General features: G+C 36.3%; 17 protein-coding genes and 1 pseudogene. 6 read left to right on the top strand and 12 right to left on the bottom strand.

From position 1 onward, the window contains the following. Positions 1–284: pseudogene (locus tag PN497_RS05460) on the top strand (hypothetical protein); the annotation flags it as partial. Positions 285–419: 135 nt separating this feature from the next. On the opposite strand, the gene PN497_RS05455 reads toward PN497_RS05460, so the two are convergent. Together PN497_RS05455 and PN497_RS05450 are read right to left on the bottom strand one after the other, a co-directional pair. Further along, on the bottom strand, positions 420–860 hold the full coding sequence (locus PN497_RS05455) for a type II toxin-antitoxin system PemK/MazF family toxin (protein WP_096565306.1): 441 nt from the start codon (positions 858–860) through the stop codon (positions 420–422). After that, on the bottom strand, positions 854–1,096 hold the full coding sequence (locus PN497_RS05450; protein WP_096565304.1) for an AbrB/MazE/SpoVT family DNA-binding domain-containing protein: 243 nt from the start codon (positions 1,094–1,096) through the stop codon (positions 854–856). The genes PN497_RS05455 and PN497_RS05450 overlap by 7 nt, the downstream gene beginning before the upstream one ends. A gap of 182 nt (positions 1,097–1,278) precedes the next feature. Between PN497_RS05450 and PN497_RS05445 the strand changes: the two genes are divergently transcribed. The 3 genes from PN497_RS05445 to PN497_RS05435 all read left to right on the top strand — a co-directional run bounded on the left by PN497_RS05445 (position 1,279) and on the right by PN497_RS05435 (position 5,540). Then, positions 1,279–1,842: a Uma2 family endonuclease gene (locus PN497_RS05445; RefSeq protein WP_096565302.1), complete on the top strand. Its 564-nt coding sequence runs from the start codon at positions 1,279–1,281 to the stop codon at positions 1,840–1,842. A gap of 717 nt (positions 1,843–2,559) precedes the next feature. After that, positions 2,560–3,081, top strand: a complete 522-nt coding sequence (locus PN497_RS05440) for a type IV pilin-like G/H family protein (RefSeq protein WP_096565300.1) — start codon at positions 2,560–2,562, stop codon at positions 3,079–3,081. A gap of 191 nt (positions 3,082–3,272) precedes the next feature. Further along, the gene (locus PN497_RS05435) at positions 3,273–5,540 is read left to right on the top strand and encodes an O-linked N-acetylglucosamine transferase, SPINDLY family protein (RefSeq protein WP_096565298.1); all 2,268 of its coding nucleotides are present in this window, start codon (positions 3,273–3,275) and stop codon (positions 5,538–5,540) included. Positions 5,541–5,612: 72 nt separating this feature from the next. Here PN497_RS05435 and PN497_RS05430 read toward each other — a convergent pair whose 3' ends face one another. The 3 genes from PN497_RS05430 to PN497_RS05420 all read right to left on the bottom strand — a co-directional run bounded on the left by PN497_RS05430 (position 5,613) and on the right by PN497_RS05420 (position 7,932). Continuing rightward, positions 5,613–6,371, bottom strand: coding sequence for a Uma2 family endonuclease (locus PN497_RS05430; protein ID WP_096565296.1), 759 nt, complete (start codon positions 6,369–6,371; stop codon positions 5,613–5,615). Positions 6,372–6,528: 157 nt separating this feature from the next. Beyond that, positions 6,529–7,332 carry a Uma2 family endonuclease gene (locus PN497_RS05425; RefSeq protein ID WP_236104061.1) on the bottom strand — a complete coding sequence of 268 codons (804 nt, stop codon included), beginning with the start codon at positions 7,330–7,332 and terminating at the stop codon, positions 6,529–6,531. A gap of 192 nt (positions 7,333–7,524) precedes the next feature. Beyond that, entirely contained in the window at positions 7,525–7,932 is a 408-nt protein-coding gene (locus PN497_RS05420) for a tetratricopeptide repeat protein (protein WP_096565291.1), read from the bottom strand. Between the two features lie 292 nt (positions 7,933–8,224). Here PN497_RS05420 and PN497_RS05415 point away from each other — a divergent pair, with 292 nt between their 5' ends. Beyond that, complete coding sequence (locus tag PN497_RS05415; protein ID WP_096565289.1) at positions 8,225–8,443, top strand: DUF4327 family protein; 219 nt, start codon at positions 8,225–8,227, stop codon at positions 8,441–8,443. 134 nt (positions 8,444–8,577) lie between these two features. Here PN497_RS05415 and PN497_RS05410 read toward each other — a convergent pair whose 3' ends face one another. After that, on the bottom strand, positions 8,578–9,816 hold the full coding sequence (locus tag PN497_RS05410) for a protein kinase domain-containing protein (protein ID WP_096565287.1): 1,239 nt from the start codon (positions 9,814–9,816) through the stop codon (positions 8,578–8,580). Between the two features lie 129 nt (positions 9,817–9,945). Next, entirely contained in the window at positions 9,946–11,868 is a 1,923-nt protein-coding gene (locus PN497_RS05405) for a serine/threonine phosphatase (protein ID WP_096565285.1), read from the bottom strand. A 1,429-nt stretch (positions 11,869–13,297) separates the two neighbouring features. On the opposite strand from PN497_RS05405, the gene PN497_RS05400 reads away from it, so the two are divergent. Beyond that, positions 13,298–13,477 (top strand): replication restart DNA helicase PriA, encoded by a 180-nt coding sequence (locus PN497_RS05400; protein WP_096565283.1) that lies wholly within the window; start codon positions 13,298–13,300, stop codon positions 13,475–13,477. 84 nt (positions 13,478–13,561) lie between these two features. Here PN497_RS05400 and rlmN read toward each other — a convergent pair whose 3' ends face one another. The 5 genes from rlmN to lgt form a co-directional block, all read right to left on the bottom strand. Next, a complete protein-coding gene (rlmN, locus tag PN497_RS05395) occupies positions 13,562–14,647 on the bottom strand; it encodes a 23S rRNA (adenine(2503)-C(2))-methyltransferase RlmN (protein ID WP_096565281.1) in 1,086 nt (361 codons plus the stop codon). Positions 14,648–14,694: 47 nt separating this feature from the next. After that, positions 14,695–20,133 carry a trifunctional serine/threonine-protein kinase/ATP-binding protein/sensor histidine kinase gene (locus PN497_RS05390; RefSeq protein ID WP_096565279.1) on the bottom strand — a complete coding sequence of 1,813 codons (5,439 nt, stop codon included), beginning with the start codon at positions 20,131–20,133 and terminating at the stop codon, positions 14,695–14,697. A 184-nt stretch (positions 20,134–20,317) separates the two neighbouring features. Next, positions 20,318–20,671, bottom strand: a complete 354-nt coding sequence (locus tag PN497_RS05385) for a phenylpyruvate tautomerase MIF-related protein (protein ID WP_096565277.1) — start codon at positions 20,669–20,671, stop codon at positions 20,318–20,320. Positions 20,672–20,818: 147 nt separating this feature from the next. Next, a complete protein-coding gene (gene cobM, locus PN497_RS05380; protein WP_096565275.1) occupies positions 20,819–21,628 on the bottom strand; it encodes a precorrin-4 C(11)-methyltransferase in 810 nt (269 codons plus the stop codon). Positions 21,629–22,053: 425 nt separating this feature from the next. Then, positions 22,054–22,932: a prolipoprotein diacylglyceryl transferase gene (gene lgt, locus PN497_RS05375; protein WP_096565273.1), complete on the bottom strand. Its 879-nt coding sequence runs from the start codon at positions 22,930–22,932 to the stop codon at positions 22,054–22,056. Positions 22,933–23,031: the final 99 nt, after the last annotated feature.

Here is a 23,031-nt window from a genome sequence, read left to right as displayed (position 1 = left end):
GGGCGAAGCATTCGGGCGATAAATTATCAATTTTTATCACAGGTTATTTTCCTCTAAGGGCGAAGCATTCGGGCGATAAATTATCAATTTTTATCACAGGTTATTTTCCTCTAAGGGCGAAGCATTCGGGCGATAAATTATCAATTTTTATCACAGGTTATTTTCCGAATGCTTCGCCCCTACTTCGCCCCTACTTCGCCCCTACGACTCCTGACTCCTATGCCCTCATGAAAAGACTTTCTCAGCAACCCCTAATTTATGATTTCAGGACTTACGCAGCATAGAACGGAAGTAGGGGTAATTCATGAATTACCCCTAAACAAGAATCAAGTTTTGAGTTCAATCTTGCGTAAGTCCTAATTTGTAGACAAGATCAAAAAAGAAGTCGGGGATCTGATGGTTCAAACTATAAAATTACACTATAAAATTAAAGTTTCCAGCCTAGCTTGTACTTCTTCTATTAAATCCTGTGGCACACTTTCTACAAATTTGACTTTTCTAGCTCTCCAATCTAATGTTTTAATTTGGTCAGCTAACACAACTCCTTTTGTTTGCATTCCCTCAACCAGTGGAACTTCAAAACTCAGCCCTTTTCGGTTGCTAGTTATGGGACAAGCTAGAATTAAAGAAGCCATTTGATTATATTTAATTGGAGATATCACCAAAACTGGACGATAACCAATTTGTTCACGTCCTTGTTGTTGTATTTCCTCATTTAAGATGTTAGCAATATCATCAAAAGACATTCCTGATGCTTGTAGAGTCAATGCACGCCTAATAGAATCAGCAGTCAACCGCTGCTTATTGCCAAATTCTAGTTTAATAATATCTCCTCTGTTGGGAAAATAAGAAACTACCAATCTTCATTCCCCACAGCGTTTCCAGTTTCAAATTCAGGATGAAATTTATCAGGAGTCATACCCTCCAGTAACTCATCAAGTGTATATTTTTTTCTTTTTTGTGGTGTAATCACAATACTGTTACCTTCCAGAGTCAAGTTTATTGCTACTCCTTCGGTTAATTGCACTTGTTCAGCTATAGATTTGGGAATGCGAATAGCTAAACTGTTTCCCCATTTGGCGACAATTGTAGTCATACTCTATATCAACTGTTAAAGTTCCGCCTTTAAACAACTGGACTGAATGTATATACTTTGAAGATACAGATTTAATTGGCAGATGTCAACAGGAAGTTTAGGTTTTGTATTATGTAAGGGTTGAGCGATGCTTTACCTCTACTGACTCCTGCTATAAATAAAGAAGAGTTTTCTGGTGTATTATGTCTCTGACTATTGCTGATTTAGAACAGTTACAAACCGAACATCCAGAATGGCAAATGGAGTTGGTAGAGGGGAATATAGTAATTATGGGTCCATCAGATTACGAGTCTGAAGAAATAGGAGGTCGGTTACTGACCTTTTTGAATATGTGGGTGCTATCTCGTAAACTGGGAAGAGTCACTGGTTCTAGTGCTGGTTTTATTTTGCCCAGTATAGATAATAACTCAGAAAAAAGAAACCTCCGCGCACCAGATGTATCTTTTGTGAAAGCGGAAAGATTGAAAAAAAGTAAACGGGAGTTTGTAGAGTTAGTACCTGATTTAGTAGTAGAAATCAAGTCTAAATCAGACAGAATTAAACCTTTAGAAGAGAAAATACAGTTATTTTTACAACTGGGTGCTACAGTGGGTATTTTAATTGACCCTGATAAGTTGACTGTAACAGTTTACCGATTTAATCAAGCAACAATGGTATTGGAAAATGGGGATATTCTGACTATACCAGAATTACTTCCTGGTTGGGAATTGGCTGTATCAGAACTATGGCCGCCTGAATTTGAGTAATTTATGTATATTTTATGCAACATATACACATAATCAATAAAACCTTTTGATCATCTAACAGCGCAACCTATAGAGAAAGTGAAGGTTTTTTACCTGTTGCAAAAGCAGTTATTAGTGTTACATGATTTTGATTACATTATGCTGGAGTGCGGTTCGTAGTGAGCGATTTATCGCTCAAAGCTAGGAGCATGAGGACTAAAGTCCTCACTACGAATTTAAATTTATTTGTTGAAATAAGGGCGGATATTATTAACTACAGCTAGAGAATCTAATCCACACTTGTTCAAAAAGACCTTGCTGTTTCAGGGTTTGCACAAAAATAGACATAATAATTTTTTGGGTTGAGTAATGGATGCTTTTAAGCGTAAATAGTTGTAATACTTAAACTTTTGTATTATATATCGTATATCGGTGTATTCAGTACAAAATAAAACCTGTATTTAATCATGTAAGCTTTACTTATTTACCTCTGATTTGAGTCAGTATTGATACTCGTTGCTTCAAGAACAAGATTAATTAAGATATACAATTATTTAACTCTTTTAAACTCGAACAATATACAGGTAAAGTATTGCTAAATAAAGGTTTTAGCCCATTTTCATCACTTTTGACAAGATGGTAAAAAAATTTTTGCTAGAGGTGATATGAAACTGATCAGATGTGGGTAAGTTATTTGTACAAAGAAACAAACAATACTTCACCTGAAGGAAAACTACTATGAAAACTGAACTGAAAGCAAAATTCTTAGAACACATCCTGGGTAAAAAGAAAGAAAACGAAGGTTTCACCCTGATTGAATTATTAGTTGTTATCATCATCATCGTTATTCTATCTGCTATCGCGCTACCTTCTTTCCTTAACCAAGCTGCAAAAGCTAAACAATCAGAAGCAAAAACCTATGTAAATTCAGTAAACAAAGCGCAACAGTCATACCGGATTGAGAATACATCCTTTGCGACAACGTTTGACCAGCTCAAAATAGGTATTCCTTCATCAACAGATTTCTATAATTATACAATACCCAGCGCCGATGTAAACAGCACAGTTGTTCTAGCGACAACAAAAGACCCAAGTTCTCTCAAAGGTTTTTCTGGTGGTGTAGTCATTCTCACTACTGGTCAAACTGAAGCTATTGCTTGTCAGACAACAGGTGTGCAGACAGGAACATCAGTTGCTGCACCTAATTTAAGCACTACTCCTAACACTTCAGCTTGTACTGGTCTGGAAAAAATGAAATAACACTTAATTTTTGCTTGTTGGAAATGCTAGATCAATGGAAGTGCATCTAGCATTTTTACCTGATTTTATCACATTATGTAGGGGTTAACAGTCGTTAATCCCTACAATGCTTTTGATTTTTAAGCTTATTTTCAGATCAGGCGTAATCTCACTTGGTAAGATATTTCCAAACGATTTCCAGTTTGTTCATTATGACTACCCAGTTAAATAATCAAGTTGCTTCAGCTTTAACTTTGTTAAGTATTCCAGAATATGAACAAAATATTGCTGAAAATCCCAGAGATGTTTCTAATTATTGGTATTTAGGGTTAGCCTTATTATTAGAGGGTAGAGAGGAAGAAGCCCAAATTACATGGATGACTCCCCTTCTGGAATTTGGAGAAGAAGAGTCAGAATCTTGGTTGCAAGAATTAACAGAAATTTTATTACATTCTGCTCAAGAACAAGAAGCAAATTCTAACAATAAATTAGCTTGGGTAATTCGTCAACACATTAAAGAATTTATACCTGATGATATTAATAATCTTTTAAAAATAATTGAACTAAACACTGACTTAAATATTGAGGATCTGGAAACGAATATTAATCAATTAGTTGAAACTATATCTCAACTAACAGAAACCCCTGTTTTTGACGAAAATTTATTAGTTAAAGTAATTGAAAAGTTAGTTCATCTTGATCCAGTTACTCCTCCTCCCTTTGTTGATCATCTGCTTGAAAAATTTATAATTCATTTATCAACATCTGACACCATTATTCCATTACTGAAAGGAAAAGCCGAAGCTTATTATCGGTTTTCTCAGTCTTATATGTCAATTTACTTTGCAAAAGTTGCTCTCCATTTAGACCCAAATAATTTAGATTGCATTAGAAAAATTGTTGCTCCTTTGCAAAGACTAGGATCAGATCATACTAAAGAATCTATTGATTGGGTGAAAAAATATTTAGCCCTTGCTCAAAAACCAATTGATCAAATTAATGGTTACCATTACTTACTAGACGCATTATTAACTTCTTGTGCAAGTTGGGAAAAAGCAGTTCAAGCTTACCAAGCATATAAACTATATTTATCTAATGTTGTCAACAGCAAATCAGACGACGAAAGCTTAGTTCAGCTTCTTAGCATTGGCGCTTTTTTGTTATACATGGAAGATAATCCACGTGAAAATAGATTAATTCGCAATGGATTAGCTGCTTTATCTCAACAAGTGTTGTGGAAAAGTTTTCCCGAAAATATTAATACTTATCAAAAACGTTTTCAATCACATCGTCCTGCTTTGAGTGAGCGTCCTTTAAGAATAGGCTATTTATCAGAATGTTTTCGTACTCATTCTGTGGGTTTCTTAGCTTGGTGGTTGTTAAAATATCATGATCATCAGCAATTTGATATTTATCTGTATTCTTTAAAAGAGAATATTTACGACCCCCATCAACAAGCTTACAAGAACGAATTTGGTGAGCGTTATCATCAAGAATGTTTGTCAATGGTAGCAATGGCAGATAAAATTAATGCAGATGAGATAGATATTTTAGTTGATTTAGATAGTTTAACTTCCTATGGTGGTTGCGCCATTTTAGCCTTGAAACCTGCACCCATTCAAATTAGTTGGTTAGGGTATGATGGGACTGGTTTTCCCACAGTAGATTATTTTATGGCTGATCACTATGTTCTACCAGAATCAGCACAGGATTATTACACAGAAAAAATTTGGCGACTGCCTGAAAATTATATTGGTATTGATGGTTTTACTATAGGAACACCAACTCTCACCAGAGAATCTTTAGATATTCCTGAAGATGGGATTATTTATTTTAGTTCTCAAACGGGATTAAAACGTAATCCTCAGAATATCCGATTGCAATTACAAATTATTAAACAAGTACCTAATAGTTATTTTCTCCTCAAAAGTCATCGAACTAATTATCAAGATTTACAAGATTTTATCGCCCCAATTGCGGAAGCAGAAGGAGTTGATTTAAAACAGTTAATATTTTTACCTTCTGCACCGTTAGATACAGAACATCGTGCTAATTTAGCTATTGCGGATGTTGTCTTAGATACCTATCCTTACAACGGTGCAACCACAACCCTAGAAACATTATGGATGGGAATACCTATAGTTACCAGAGTGGGAGAACAATTTGCAGCCCGCAATAGTTATACAATGATGATGAATGTAGGAATAACGGAAGGTATAGCTTGGAGTGATGAAGAGTATGTAGAGTGGGGTGTAAGGTTGGGTAAGGATGAAAAATTAAGACAAGAAATAGTATGGAAACTACGAAAATCAAGACAAACATCTCCCCTCTGGAATGGTAAGAAATTTGCGCGGGAAATGGAGAAAGCTTATTTACAGATGTGGCAAATATATTTTTCTGGAGATGTCTATTGTTCTAGTTCATCCTGTCAATTCTTAAATCCTGGATATCCTGATTCAGACAATAAAGTTTTTATGTAAGTATTCGCTTACATTTTTATTGTTTATAACCAGATCCCAGAATTATTTAATAAGTCCGGGATCTATTGATTTTTACTCTAAACCATTAATATCAACACCTGAATTTTTCAACAAATCCCTTAACCTTGCTATTTCTAATTCTGCATCATCCGCACGTTGTTTTTCCTGTTCAGCACGTTGTTTTTCCTGTTCACTAACTTCTTTATCTGTTAACAGCAACTCACCATCTAAAGTTTCCCACCGTAACCAAACCGTATCCACACCTCTATACACACCTTGCCAACACACTAAAGCTAATTGCAATTTCTTACTAATATAGCGATTTTTATCATCACGGGTTAGAGGTTGATATACTCCCTCAACAATAGCAAAACCCGCCCAATCATCAGGATTAAAAGGATCATACCAGAAATACTCCGGTACTCGCATCCGGTCTTGATAAACTAATTTTTTCTTAGTTTTATCATAATTAGCAGTGCTTTCTGATAATAACTCTATCACCACATCAGGGGTTTTTCCTTCTTCCCAAACTACCCAGCTTTTTCTTTCCTGTTGTGATACATCTAAAACACAGAAAAAATCAGGACCTTTATAATCATATTTTTTCACTTGGTAGGGACTAAAATAAACAAACATATTCCCTGCGGCAAAACCATCTTGACGTTTTTCTAACCAAGGGTAGATGGTTTCCAAAAGTAAATCCATTTGGTATTTATGTCGCAGAGTTTCCATAACGTCATCGTCATCACAGGGGAGATCATGTTGGGTGGGAAAATTAATCAGTTGTTCTTCTGAGTTGGAAATTGTTTCTTCTGTGGTGAATGGGAGCATAATTTTATTCACTCCTATTTTATCTGTTATTGATTAATCATATCCGCCAAAGTAGGGGCGAAGCATTCGGGTGATAACCTATTGCTGAAACCAGTTCATATTCTGTCCGAATGCTATACGCCCTTACGATTAATGCATCGGTGTTCTAGCAGTCTATTTACTCATCTAATTCTATTCCCAATTGTCGCAATTTAGCCGCTAATTTATCCGCCCGTTGTTTTTCTTGTTCAGCCCGTTGTTTTTCTTGTTCAGCCCGTTGTTTTTCCTGTTCAGCCCGTTGTTTTTCCTGTTCCGCCCGTTGTTTTTCCTGTTCAGCTTGTTCTTCTCCTGTTAACAATAAATTACCATCTAAATCCCACCATCTTAACCAAGGTAACTCTACATTTTTATATGTTCCTTGCCAAATACCCAACTCTACACCCATTTTTTGAATTAGATAACGACCCCTTTCATTAGGTGACATTAAATAATACTTTCCCTCAACTAAATGATATAATTCCAATGATGCTTTCTGCACTTCATAAATTCCATAAAAAGGTACTCTAATCGCTTTTTCATACACCCAAAATTTACCTAAATATGGCGTTTCATCCCTTTCTTCAGCACCATTACCTGAGACAAATTCAATCACAATTAAAGGAGCGACAAATTCTTGCCATAACACATAAGAACGGCGCATTTGTCCATTTAAAGTTGGCGGTACATCAGGAACATAAAACCAATCTGGTGCTTCTGCTCCTTTTTGTGGTGGCTCAGTAATACGCCAATAAATACCGCTATCTTGACCTATACAAAATTGTTTATCTGGATGAATTTCCTGTAATCTTGACCAAATAGATTCTGTTAATAAAATACTTTGAGGATGTTCTTGAAAATTTTTCACAAAAGTTCCATCTTCACAGGGTAATTGAGTATGGTCTGGTAATTGGGTGGGTAGATCAGTTGGCAGATCAAGTTTCATATCAAGTTTCACAGTGTCCATAATTTCCCATTGTGTAGGTTTGTGTTAGCTAGGATAGGTTATGGCATGGCATTCACCTGAGTTTATTGTAAACAATTCAATATTAGGGCAAATATTAGGGCGGGCAGGGATGCTCACCCCACAAGAGTTAAACTTGTTTAGTTCATAAAATTTAAATGCGTAATAGCTCACTTATTTAGCAGCTTCATTATTTCCCTCTGCTCTATTTTTCACATCCGCCAACACAGTCTTGTAATCCTCCCGATCAGGATGCAACTTCACCAAACGTTCCATCAGAGCGATCGCTCCCTGATTATCCCCCATCTGTAACTTCATCACTGACAACTTCTCCAAAGCAACTTGATTATTAGGTTCACGCTGCAAAACCAACTCATAACCCTTAATTTGTTTCTCTAACCCAGTCTCAGCAGATTCAACCACCGATTGCTGCGGTTGTTGCCAAGCCCGTTGAATCGTACTAAACCCCCCAAACAATATAGAACCACCGAAGCCCAATAAAGAAATATATGTAACAATTCTTTGCTTTCTTGCAATTTGCTGACGACGTTTTTCTAAGTAATCACTACCAGAACTAGCCATGTATCAATACTTGCTGCGGTAAACACAGAAAAACAGCAATCTTCCTCTCCTATTTATGAGATTACCCACAAACCCCAAGAAAATATCACAGCCTCCTGTGCCTCCTGCCTTTAGTCGTAATTACCGTACAAAACCAAATTTTTAGCAATTTCCCAGAATCATTTATGATATACTCTAGAAGTTAAGACTAGCTTCGCCAAACTATAGGACTCGCGCACCAGTAAAAAATGCCAACTGGAAAGCAGTTTTAACTAAGTATTCACACAAATAAAATTTGAACCACATCGAGGTTATGACTCAGCAAGTGATTCACCCTATGGTGAAATTGCAGCGCAATGTGCAATCACTCGTAGAATCCAGTATTATCAAGCCCAGCGATAGCATCTGGAAAATTGCCTTCCTCTACGGCAATGAATGGCAACACTGGAAACAAGAACTCCTGGACTTTGGCTTTAGTATGCAAGATCCCATTGGTGATCTATTAGCAGTAGAAACTTGGGACGAAGATTAGGGACTGGGGACTGGTGACTGGGACAAGATTTTAGATTTTAGATTTTAGATTTTAGATTGGAGTTCATGAAATAAAATCCAAAATCCAAAATCCAAAATCCAAAATTGTATCACCAATTACCAATTACCCAATCACTAACAAGCCATCAAAGCCTTAGCCAACTCCTTAGCACTTTGAAAGCGATCGCGTGGTAAAGCTTCCGTCACCCGTTCAATAATTTCGCGGAGTTGAGGAGTAATTGTCGGCACATTTTTCACATCAAAACAAACACCACGTCCCCTGTGGCGGATAAAATTTACAGGATTTTGCCCAGTCAGTAAAAAAATCAGCGTTGGACCGATAGCATACAAATCCGATTGTGTCAATGGTTGTCCTCGTTCCTGCTCAGGAGCGCAATAACCTTCAGCGCCGATCCTCGTCCCTGGTGCAGTGCCAATTTCCTTCACAGCACCAAAATCCAACACCACAATTTGATTATTAGCATTTCTTACCATCAAATTAGCAGGTTTAATATCCCGGTGAATCAGAGGTGGATCTTGGTTATGGAGATAATCTAAAATATCGCAAGTCTGAATCATCCAAGCGATCGCCTGATGAGGAGTCACAGGACCAGTAGTATATACACGCTTTTCCAAATCCTGTCCGTGAATTAACTCCATTGCCAAGTAGTTTTTCCTATCTTCGGCAAAAAAATCATAATATTTGGGAATTCCTCGATAATTAAGACATTTCAGAGTTTTCGCTTCTCGTTCAAACAACTCCTGCGCTTTAGCAATTTTAGCCATATCCGCATTCATCTGCTTTAACACCAACAGTTGAGGAACACCTGTAATTACACCTGTAGCATCCCAAGCTAGGTAAGTAGTACCCATACCACCCTGTCCCAGTGTGCGTAAGACCTGATAATGGCGAATTCGCTTGATCACAGTTAGCGGTTGACCACAGTGAACACAAAATATATTATTTGGGGAATTTCCTTCGTGATTGCAATGGGAAACTGCAACTTTCTCAATTTCCTGGTGTATTGGTTGCCAAGGTGAAACCGTCAGTTCCGGTATATCCTCAAGTTGGAATTTGAGTATAGGTCCTCCCTGTGCTAGTTGCAGGAGAGAATTATCGGATAACGTACTTTTTGTTACCAGAACACCATTAAGAAAAGTACCATTTGTCCCTTGACTAATTACCTGCCAAGCATCACTGCTGCTGCCAGCACTCAATTGTTGAAGTTGCAGATGATACCGAGAAACTAAACTATCATTGAGTACAACATGATTATCCACCGCGCGACCAATGCGAATCACAGAGGAACCCTGAAAACTCCACTGTTTAAGCGGCGTTTTATTTTTCGTGTCTAACAGGGTCAGTGTTACCACAATCAAAATTTATAATTCATAATTATTTATCTATCAGAAAAGAGAACTACTTGTAAAGACATGGCCTATCAACCTCATTTCCATTCTATGTCAACTTTGCCGATAGGGTTAACAGCTAGTTAGCATGAGTTAGCTTGTTTGTATCGGAGAAACCTTAACCCGAATCAATAGAGCCGTAATATTGTCGTGACCATTGTATTCATTTGCTAGATCAACCAAGTCGCTCAGACCTGATTCCAAATTTGTACTCGAACTGAGCAACGGTGTGAGGTGAGTCTGCCAATTAGTTTCCAATAAATCATTATCTGATAACCCATCGGAAACCAACAACAGCAAACAATCTTCATGAATCTCAAAGAAATTGATATCAGGATGGACAAAATCGGCATCTCGTGGACCCAAAGCTTGAGTCAGTTGGTAGGCATCTGGACGAGCATAAGCTACACTGGGAGATAATCCTTTAGCAATTTCCCGTTGACCCACTTCATGGTCTACAGTCATTTGTTCTAGACCGCCCTTGGGTGTGAGGCGATAAAGACGACTATCTCCCAGATGGGCAACTGCTAACTTAGTGTTTTGCATCAATAACATCACCAAAGTTGTACCCATGCGCCCCACACCAGAACGCAGTCCTTGTTGATTGAGATCATAAATCGTTTGATTAGCTAACAAAACCGCTGCTTCGATCATTTCTGATGTTGGTAGTTCCTCCCCAACCCACTTTTCTTGAAAGTATTTTCGCAAAGTAGTTACAGCCAACTCACTGGCCACCTCACCTCCAGCGTGTCCCCCCATACCATCACAGAGAATATACAAACCCCTAGCTTGCAAATGGCGATTTCCAGGTACATCCAGCTTTTGCTGCTTGGTTTCAATGGCAAAATAATCTTCGTTGTGATCACGTTGACGACCGACATCAGTGCGTCCTACATCTTCCACACTCCTTAATTGCATTGGCAAGATAATTGTCGGTGCATCTTCATTTCTTTCCTCATCCTGACAATTATCATCTTGCAACAAAGTTGGCGCAGAAGTATATTTTGTCTCTGTAGAAGCAAGACCAGAGTTAGAAGGTGATTGTAGTTCTGTGGATATTTCCTCCAAATGCGATCGCAATTCTTCCCCAGTTGCAATCTTACCAGCTTCTAAATCATCCAAAATTTCCACAAGAGAGGCAATATGAGTATGTTGAGACTGTAGACATAAATTGCGCCAAACCCTTCCCAAAGACTTGATAGTTAAAGGCCGCTCGCCATCAGTAGGCAAATTTTTAGTAGGTGTTTCCAGATCCAACCGTTGCAACCCCAGTGTTTGGTCTTCATCTAGTCGCAGATTTGATAACTTCAACAAACTTTGACGACAATTCACTGGTTTTAGTATCTCCCAAAGTTGGATCATCTGATAACACCAGTGTAAAATCTGTAGTGGATGGGTGGCTGGATCTTGCCACGCCTTCAGTAACAACTGCCAATGGGAACGGTCTTCAATTAGTACCACCTGCATATTATCTTGTTGCCAAGCATCGTGAATTATGGGTATTCCCGGTGACATTTCCTGTTGTAATGCCACATAAGCTTGAGCCAAACTAGGAATGCCAATTACACTCACCGATGGCACAATCAAACCCTGTGGTTGATGTTCCAGCATCGCCTCAATAGGTGAAATGTGAAAGGGTTGGCAATCTAAAACTTTGACTTTATACTCAGTACCACCCGCTATCACTTCCGGTTCTGGTAAAGGTTCTAATAATTGATAGCGTTGTCCCCGATCTAAAAATGAGCCTACCGCAAATTGTAGACGGGTGTTTGTGTTGCCTATATCTGGTGTTAATTTTTCTTCCCCAAATTCGGAAAAGACGACAGATGTTTCTTGGGTAATCATTGCCCACCAAATCGTGCCACATTCTGCACCACACTTGTGACAGTATTGATTATTTAAAAGGACTTCTGCCCCACATTCAGGACAAGTCTTATAAGTTAAAGACGTGCCACAACTTTGACAAAACTTATTGTCATTGGGATTTTCAAATTGACATTGCGGGCAAATGAGCATAGTAGAAATTCCTTGCTTTTTCTTCTAAGATGCTTCTAGCTACTAAATCTATAACGTCTCTACTGGGATAAAATCTATCCACAATTACTAACTTACTGCCATATAGTTGTGTTTTATATTCTAGTATGACTTTTGACTTTTGACTTTTGACTTCCGCGAAGCGGTACTAGCTGTCTTCTAAATTCATAAAAGCCCATATCTGATATAGCTTTTGATAATTTCCCATTAGCTAACATCTCGGATACAGTCAAATCCTCTATCCCTATCACCGCGTGGTTTTTGCTAATATAGGGGATGCGGAATAAACCAAAAAGGCTCATAAAAAAGACGGTAGGTGCTTTCGTTATAGAGTCTTGAGTCTGAAAAACCTTGCACTTTTATGGGCAGCCAGAAATAAAAAAATGTCTTTAATTCTCCTCCTGACTCCTATTCCCATGACTTACGTCACGCTGCGCGAACACGAAAAGACTTTCTCAGCAACCCCTAATATAGGTCGTGATTTTATGTAATGTATCTTTTCTATAGCGTTTCCCAGTCTCATGAGGTACACCCTAATTTATTTACTGTTACCAATTCCTAATTCCTAATTCCCAATTCCCTAAGATAAAAAAAATCTGTACCTCACTAACTTGGTAAATGCTGTAATGTTGGCTATTTTTTGGTGTAATCTCGCTAATTCGACAACTCTTAAAGTCTTACATGATAAGAAATAATGGGCAATTAATAATTAAGAATATCTATTACTAATTACCCATTTCTCATTACCCATTACTAATCTCTAGATTAGCAAAAGTAGTTGATTACTGTATTATCTCATGTTGGAAGTTTTGCTTAAATTATCACTGAGTCATGTAATGATATTTTCTCTAATAAAGGTAATAAAGGTAGTAAATACCACTATAGCCGAGAATATAAATGTAATCTGAAATACAATTTATACAGCGAAAAGCTTAACAAAATCTAAAGAAAAATATTTTGTGACTTAAAATACAGTTTTTCTTTTTCTGTGGCGGTTGAATACAAAAACAACCTATTTGAAAACAAGAGGATAAATATACTTGTCTCAAAGATTAAAGTACGGGGATCACTAAGAATGAAAACAAAAGTTACAGGAAAAGTAAATTTATATATCTAAAGTGTGACGAATAAAAATATGAAGACTAAGATAATGAATAAGGATAAGTACCTGGGCAAAATTAATTTAACATTTTTGGAACAAACAAAAATCTCTGTATTCCTTATCTGTATCTGTTCCCGGTTAATAGTTCCCTGTTCCCTCTCCCAAATATAAAATTTATTTTGCACGACTACTTACGTGAAATTTTTAAATTGTTAAATTTGTTAAAAAATAGCCGCTTCTGTGGCTATAAATCTTGACTGGCTAGAGTTACGGATTTTTACCAACATTATTTAATCCAGGGGTTTTAAAATGCAAGTTTTACAAAAAATTCATTGCCCAAATTGCGGCAGTACAGCTGAACGTCACTTTATTGCTGAGAGTCAAGTCACCAGAACCCAATGCCCAACCTGTGATTACCTGATGATTAGCTGCACTCGCACTGGTAGGGTTATTGAGGCTTATGCACCAGGTATTTATGCTAAAAAATAGTGATTGGTGATTGGTGATTGGGTAGTAATTTATAATTATGAATTATGAATTATGAATTATGAATTATGAATTATGAATTACCAATTACCTTTTATTTCTTCTCAGTTGTCCACAAGCTGCGTCTGCTTCTAAACCGCGAGAATATCTGACACTCACAGCAATGTTTTGTTGTTGGAGAACATTAACAAAAGCTTGTATTCTATCGCGGTTTGGTCTTTTATAATCTACTTCCTCGATAGGGTTGTAAGGAATTAAATTCACATGACTTTGAAAACCGCGCAGACGTTTTGATAATTCTAAAGCGTGTTCTGGTAAGTCATTTACTCCCGCTAAAAGGATATATTCAAAAGTTACTCTGCGTCCGGTTATTTCTACATATTCTCGACATTCTGCGAGTAAGTCTTCGATGGGGTAGGGTTTAGCACTGGGAATAATTTGCTCTCTTAATGTTTGGTTTGGTGCATGAAGACTGACAGCGAGGGTAATTTGAAAATGGTGTTCGGCTAATTGACGAATGCGATCGCGAATACCTACAGTAGAAACAGTGAGCGATCGCGCTCCTATTCCCACATCTTGATTTAAAGATTTCAAAGCCAAAATTACATTTTCCGTATTCAACAACGGTTCACCCATCCCCATAAACACCACATTACTCACCCGTTGCTGAAAATCTTCCTGTACAGTTAAAACTTGATCCACAATTTCTGCACGACTCAGATTACGTTTAAAACCTCCTTTCCCCGTCGCACAAAAATCACAGGCCATTGGACAACCAACTTGAGTAGAAACACAAACCGTTAACCGCTTATCACTGGGAATACCAACAGTTTCAATAATTTCTCCATCTGCTAATTTCAACAGATATTTTACCGTATCATCAGCAGCAACAGAACGATAATGTAGAGATGAACGACCTATAGGAATATCTATAACTTTTTCTCGCCAACTTTTAGGAAATACAGAAACATCTGCTAAATTACGCACACCTTTATCATATATCCAATTATGTAGTTGTTTCCCCCGGTATCCAGGTTGTCCTTGTTCTTGAACCCAAGCGGTTAACTCAGCTACCGAAGCACCGAGAAGAGGGGAAACAAGTTCAGAGTTTGCAGTGGTAGAGTTTGTAGAGTTAGTGGAATTTACCAGAGATACCAGGGGTGTAGCAGACATAAAAAAACCATAATTTGATTCTATATCTCTATCCTACACCCATGCTCTCAACTTGGGTTGCTTTTCTGACGCGAATTAATAGGAATTTGAATAATAAATTCTGTACCCATTCCTGGTTCAGACAAGCACTCTATTCTCCCACTATGTTTGTCTACGATAATTTGATAACTAATTGATAAACCTAAACCTGTACCTTCACCAACAGGTTTAGTTGTGAAAAAAGGATCAAATATCCGTTGTTTAATTTCTGGATTAATTCCCATTGCATTATCTTTAATGGAAATTTTCACCCAATCATTATTAATGATAGCTGTACTAATTTTAATTTGACTAAAATACAATTCTTTTGCCGCTTTTGATAAACTCTGCTCATGTTGATATAAAGCATCAATCGCATTACTGATAATATTCATAAACACCTGATTTAGCTGCGAAGCGTAACAGATAACTAAAGGTAACTTACCATAATCTTTAATAACTATATTTTGTGCATAACCTAACTTTTCCTTAAACCGGGGTTGCAACAGCATTAATGTACTTTCAATCCCCTCATGGATATCTACAAACTTCATTTCTGATTCATCTAAACGGGAAAAATTACGTAATCCTAGAACAATGTTGCGGATACGATCTGCACCTACAGACATTGAACTGAGTATTTTTGGTAAGTCTACAATCAAAAAATCTAAATCTATTTCTGCCATCTTTTGTTGCAATAAAGATGTAGGTTGGGGATACTCTTGTTTATAAAGATTGAGCAAATTTATCAAAGCTTCAATATAGTTTTGAGCATGATCGATATTACCATAGATAAAATTTACAGGATTATTAATTTCATGGGCAATACCAGCAACTAATTGTCCTAAACTAGACATTTTTTCCGTTTGAATTAGTTGCAGTTGTGTAAATTGTAATTCCCGCAGTGTTTTTTCTAAGTGCAGATTTTTTTCATTTAATTCCTGAGTTCTATTGGCAACTTTTTCTTCTAATTTACCATAGAGTTGGGCATTTTCTAAGGAAATAGCTGCTTGGGAAGATAAAAGTTTTAATACTTTCAGTCTTTCCGGGGTAAATGCACCTACTGTTAAATCATTTTCTAAATAGATAATGCCGATAACTTTACCTTGATTTAAAATAGGATTGCAGAGAATAGATTTAGGTTGATATTTAATAATATAAGGATCAACAGCAAATGTTTTTTCATTAGTAGCATCATTAATCAAGATGTCTTTTTGAGTATTCAAAACATAATTGATAACGCTTAATGGTAAGTTTTGATGCTCACTGAATTGTGTAAAGTTTAACTCAACTTTTTGGTTTTCTCGATATTGTGGTACAACAAATAAGTTGCCTTCTTGCTGTAAAATAAAAACAGCTTTTTTTGCTCCTGTATTTTCTACAATTACATCCAGTAAAGTATGTAGTAATTTTTCTATCTTAATTTCCGAAGAAATGGCTAGAGATGCTTTAGTAACTGTTTCTAAATCTAAAATTGCTGATACACTGCTATTGCTAGAATCAGATATAAGCTTACTAATCAAATTAGGTTCTTCACTGTCTATTGCTTTTTGCTTGAGAATAGGAATAAGTAGCTGAGGATAGGTTATTTCTAAATCTTCTACTTTAGCTTTAGCACCCCAATTAACATAACAATAATAAGCATCTATTAAGTAAGTTTGAGCAATTTTTATTTTACCAGATTCCAGATAAAATTGAGCAGCTAATTCATTCGCAATTGCTTCTTCTTGGATATATTTATTTTCCTTTGCTCCAGCAATTGCTTGATCATAAAGTTCCATCGCTTGCCAATTATTACCCAAAACTCTTGCTGTTTCTGCTGCTACTAAATCATACTTATGCTGATAGTTTTGCGGTGCATGATTAGCCCAAAATTGCATTTGTTTTTGATTGGCTAAAACAGTTTTTAAACTTGTCTTTTGTTCGCTTATAGATTGATTTGGATATTCAGCCAAAAGAGATAAAGAGTAGTATAAATTATGGTAACTTACAGTAATTTGTCCAACAACATACTTTAAATATTCCTGTCCTTTAACCGCACTTTCAAGGGATTTTTCAGTATTTCTAAAAAAATAAAAAAATATACTTTTTGCTAAATACAAAGAAAACAATGTTGTAGAGCTGTTGGTCTCTAATAAAAGTGGTAATAATACAGATTCATTAAATGAATTACCACTAAAATCCGATTTCTTAATATTATTGCTATCTAAAAAATTCAACACAAACTGTTTCCAGACTTGGTGAACAGGAACAGTTCCCTCTTGCTTGAAATTACACATTAAATGTATATATGTTTCGAGATGCTGAAATATAGATGCTAAATTTTCTCCATTTAATATCATATTTATATTGTACATAGCGGAAGCATAACCAGCATATTCTAAATCTCCCACTTCTATACCACAATTTATAGATTCCAGTAAACTATCTATTGTTTTATCAACATGATTTTTCCAAAAATTAATATTAGCATTCCACATTACCAAAACTCTACATTTAATTTCTTTGGCATCCAATTTATCCAATAAATTCAAAGCCAATTTACCATAGCGGTATCCAGTATCAATATCTAAGAAAAATCCACATAATATTACACCATAATTCACATACCCATGAGCAGAACTTGAACAATTACCATATTTAACCGATAAATGTATCATTGTAAAAATAATTGCTGGAAATAATGCCGGATCAACAAAATAACTAGCAGCAGTCATGTTAGCTAAAATCCGCATCGCTGCAATTTTATCCGGTGCAGTCATCACAGGTAAATTGATTAAATCATCAACATTTAAGTTTTCTGGTGGTTCTTTTTCTAAGTTAACTCCCAACAAATTGGTAATATTTAAACCTGTTTCAATGGCTAATTGGATTTGTACCTGAGCCATATATATTTGCATTTCTGCTTCATATACTTTCACTTGATCAAGTAAACTATGTGCATGGTTTTTGACTATTTTTATATAGGTTTGTGCTTGATCAAAATTAATGTTTAAAAATTCGGCTTCGACAGCTTCTACATAAAGATTTAAAGTCAAATCATACTGATTTTGCCAACTATCTATTGCTAACAGTTCTAAACCCATTCTTAAATATATCACAGCGGCTTCATAAGCTGTAGACAACTTAGCTTTTTGCCCTGCAATTAAGTTGAGTTTAGCTAATTCATATTTATCTAATTCATTAGTAATTAATTCAACACTAATATTAAGCTGGTTGACTATTTCAAATATTCTTTCTTCTAGTTCCCCAGAATCAGTATTTTTTAAAATTAATTTGCCGATTTTCAGGTGTGTTGCTTGTTTCTCGGCATCAGGAATCAAGAAATAAGCAGCTTGTTGTACTCTGTCATGGAGAAACTTATATTTAACTGTCAGTCTTTCCAAATTATTTAATTTTAATTCCGCAGCAGATAAGGAAATAACATCTATACTATCTGCACTATCTACATAAAATTTATAACTTTCATCTTGTGGTAAAATCAAACCTTGTTTCAAAGCATTCCATAAATTTGTAGCTATTTTTAATTGTGATTTTTCACAGACGATAGATAAAGTATATAAATCAAATTGATTACCTATACAAGCTGCAATTTTCAAGATGTTTTGTGTATCAACTGGTAATTTTTTGATTTGCGTTCCTAAAAACTCTACAATATCATCATTTTGATATAAAGCCTTAGCTGCATAAATATCACACTGCCAATAACCAAAATTAAAATTAAAACTAATCAACCCATCCTCATACATGGATTTCATAAATTGATTAGTAAAAAATGGGTTTCCTTGGGTTTTGATTAACAGTAATTCAGTGAGGGATTCTGTTTCAGATTCTGGACAATATAAAGTATCTACTATTAGTTGATTTAAGTGTGATTTATCTAAAGGCTGTAGGTTTATTTGATTAACTATAACATCTGCTTTGCTAATATTATCTAAGGTGATTATTAAAGGATGTCCAGTATAGACTTCATTATCTCGATATGCACCAATTAACAATAAATATTGAGTATCTGTTTCACTAATTAATAATTCTATTAACTTCAAAGAAGCTGCATCAGCCCATTGTAAATCATCTAAAAAAATTACTAATGGATGTTCTTTTGTGGCAAATATTTGAATAAATTTACCAAAGAGAAAATTAAAGCGATTTTGAGCAGCACTACCTGTAAGTTCTGGGACATCAGGTTGCTTACCAATCATATTTTCTAGTTCGGGAATGACATCAATGATAACTTGTCCTTGTTCTCCCAGTGCGGATAGAATATGATTTTTCCATTCTTGTAACTTGTCGGTACTTTCGGTTAAAAGTTGCTGTAATAAACTCTGCAATGCTTTTACTAAAGCCGACAAAGGAATATTGCGTTGAAATTGATCATATTTGCCAGAAATAAAATAACCTTTTTGACGGATAATAGGTTTATGAATTTCATTAATAACCGCAGTTTTACCAATACCAGAAAAACCAGCTACTAAGATTAATTCTTTATTGCCATTACTGACTCTTTCAAAAGCATCCAATAAAGTAATAATCTCATTTTCTCTACCATAAATTTTATCAGAAATTATAAATCTGTCGGCTATATCTCTTTGTCCTAAATCAAAATGAGAAATTGCACCTTGATTTAATAACATTTGTTTACAGATTTCTAAATCATATCTAATTCCCCTGGCTGTTTGATATCTTTCCTCTGGTGTTTTTGCCATTAATTTCAGAATGATATCTGCTACAATCTCAGGAATTTGGGGATTAATTTCCCTGGGATGTTCAGGAGTTTTCGCCAGATGACAATGCACCAACTCTAAAGGATTATTACTCATAAAAGGTAATTGTCCTGTGAGTAATTCATACAATGTCACACCCAAAGAATAAAAATCAGTCCGGTAGTCTATCCCGCGATTCATTCTTCCCGTTTGTTCTGGTGACATATAGGGAAGCGTTCCTTCTAATACATTTAGGTTTTTAATTTCAGCAACTTCTTTAGGTAAAAGACAAGAAATACTAAAATCTATGAGTTTAATTTTCTTTGTTTGTGGATTAATAATAATATTTTTGGGCTTGATATCTTTATGAATAATTTTATTTTGATATAGATATTCTAACGCCTCAACAATGGAAATAGAAATATGGAAAAACCAATCTAATGTTAATGGTTGCCACTTAGCATATTGATGAAGAGATATGCCGTCAATATCTTCTAAAATCAGAGCATAACTATTACCATAAGTTTCTAAAACATAGGATTTGATAATATTCGGATGTTCTATTTCTTGGGTAATTGTGAACTGATTTTTTAAGGATATCAATTCGTGCAATTGGGGATATTGTGCGTTTAAAGTTTTGATGATGACTGGAGTTTGAGTCTTTTCTTGCTCACCACGATATACAGTCGTTCTAGTGCTAACATGAATGACTTCTGTGATGCGATAACCAGGAATAGTGATAGCAGAGATATTACTCTTGCTCATAACTCATTATTTGATAAATAGGGAATAGTTAGGTTTATTTATTTAGACATCAACTAAATGCTTTAGACAACTTTTGTAGAGACGCTTCATGTAACATCTCTAGATTATTTGTCACCAGATGTCTATTTAATCTGAAATTTATTAGCTGATAGCTGATAGCTGATAGCTGAATGCTTAAAAAACATTAACCAAAGGTTGTACTATTCCAACCCCACATAAAACCCTTAGCGTCAGCAAATTCTATATAAATTCTATTTGTAGGAACACCCAAGCAAAAGTTAATTTCCTGGCAAAATTCCTGACTCATAGCTAAAGTTTGTTCAGGTTTCATTGTGCCAACACTTTTAATTTCAATATAGCAAACTGGCTCTGTAGTTCCCGCAAAAGTCATGGGTACTTCAGGTTCAAAAGCTGTCATGACATAAGATTCAGGTTTACCTGTATGTTTAGCTAACTTCGCTGATAAACCTTTGAGCATGGACTCAATTTTAGCTTTTTCTGGAGCAGATACAGAAGTTTGGACTTTGATTAATGGCATAATCAACAATTCAAAATTTAAAATTACAAAAAAACCAAATAATTGCCGGAATAATCTTAATGAATTTTCAAATATTCATTAAAATTTGAGAATTGCCATCCTGAGAAGGTAGCAATGATTCTCCTAATTTTACTTTGTTTTCTGCATTCAGTGATGAGATGAACGAAACAAATGATTATGTTGTGGATGGTATAAACGAGAACGACTTGTTACTGGTAAGAGGGCAGGACTAATGATATAAAGTGTAGTTCGCAGTAATTGTTCTTGTTGAGTACATTCTGCCATTTTGTCAAGAGGAACAACCCGGATTTTTTCATCAGGCCACCCGATACGAAAGCAAATAGCGACTTGGGTTTGTGGTGGGTAATGTTCCAAGAGTTGAGCTTGGGCATTGGCAACATGACGCGCACTCAGGTATAAACACAAACTAGCTTGATGTGCAGCCAAACTAGCCAATTCCTCTCTGGCTGGTACTTCTGTGCGTCCACTGATGCGGGTGAGGATAATACTTTGTACCAAATTAGGCACTGTTAACTCTATCTTGAGTTTAGCGGCCGCAGCTTGAAAAGCACTAATACCAGGGATAACTTCAAAAGGAATATTCGCCTCCGCCAAAAGCTGCATTTGCTCATGGATAGCACTGTAGAGACTAGGATCACCAGAATGAAGACGCACCACAGACTTATGCGATCGCACCGCTTCCACCATGATCGGTAAAATCTCTTCTAAAGTCTTATTCGCCGTTTTAATAATCTCGGCATCTTGCCGACAAATATCTAAAATCTGTTCTGGAATTAAAGAATCAGCAAATAAAATTACATCAGCCCTAGAGAGGAGTTTTTGCGCCTTAACCGTTAATAAATCTGGATCTCCTGGTCCTGCTCCCACAATATACACTGCTGATTCTAAGGGAGGAATCAAACTTGCATCACTCATATCATTCGTACATTCACTCATAGAAACCTACACAACTATTCCCAAAAAAATTTTTTTGGCATTTCTTGACTACCCTTCCGGATCAACGCCCCTAGCCTAGTAGAGAGATATGGTAGATGCACCCTGGTTAAGCCCTAGAGAAAACTCTGGGGCATTTTTTATTTTTGGGCAGGAGTCAGAAGTCGTAGGGGCGAAGCATTCGGGCGAACAATTATCAATTTTATGAACAGGCTATTTTCCTGTAAGGGCGAAGCATTCGGGCAACTAATTATCAATTTTTATCACAGGTTATTTTCCGAATGCCTGTCTGCCGACAGGCAGGCTTCGCCCCTACTTCGCCCGTACAGGAGTCAGGAGTCAGGAGTCAGAAGAATTTTAGATTTTAGATTTTAGATTGGATTCATGAAATACAATCCAAAATCCAAAATCCAAAATCCAAAATAGAATCACCAATCACCAGTCACCCCATCACCTTTAGAGGAAGAAACAACATCAGGTAAAGGGCGTTTGAATAAATAAAGCCAAGCTAAACCAGCTAAACCTAAAGAAATTCCCGTTAAACTAACTATTTGAGCAATCCTGAGTGGACCTAGCATCAAGCTATCTGTGCGTAAGCCTTCAATCCAAAATCGTCCTAAGCTGTAAGCTACCCAGTAAACGAGAAATAATGTCCCTACCTTTAGGCGTGGTTTGCCAGATAAAGCGCGAAAAAATAAAGTTAGCAGCAGGGCAAAAACCATTAAATTCCACAGAGATTCATATAGAAAAGTGGGATGGAAATATTCAAAATTAGCCAAGTTGGGGGGACGATGATCCAAGGGAATATACAGCTTCCAGGGTAAATCCGTTGGTCTGCCAAAAGCTTCAGAATTGAAAAAATTACCCCAACGTCCAATCGCTTGCCCTAAAATCAGCGAAGGCGCTACTAAATCTGCTAATTGCCAAAAAGATATCTTTTTGACTTTGGCAAAGATTAATGCCGCTATGACACCACCAATAATTGCTCCATGAATGGCAATACCTCCCTGCCAAATGGCTATAATCCTCTCTGGATGCTGGGAATATTCTGACCATTGAAATAAAACATAATATAGCCTAGCTGCGGGAATAGCCCCAATTACCAGCCAAATCGACAAATCACTAATTAACTCAGGATTAACATGACGACGCTTTGCCAGATATTGCGAAAGACTAACGCCAATTAACACGGCTGAGGCAATCAACAAGCCATACCAGCGAATAATCACTGGACCAAGTTCAAATATAATTGGTCCTGGAGAAGTAAATTGAAATCCCAAGAGCAAAGCAAAAAAATCCAGTGCCATGCAAAATTACCTAAAAAAGTTGATTGACTACTGCTATTTTCTCGACCTCAACATCATAAGCTGGACTGGGGACTGGGGACTGGGGACTGGGGACTGGGG

The sequence above is a fragment of the Sphaerospermopsis kisseleviana CS-549 genome (assembly GCF_028329225.1).
In the GTDB taxonomy this organism is placed as follows: Bacteria; Cyanobacteriota; Cyanobacteriia; order Cyanobacteriales; family Nostocaceae; genus Sphaerospermopsis; species Sphaerospermopsis kisseleviana.
This window is presented reverse-complemented; position numbering and strand designations above follow the sequence as displayed.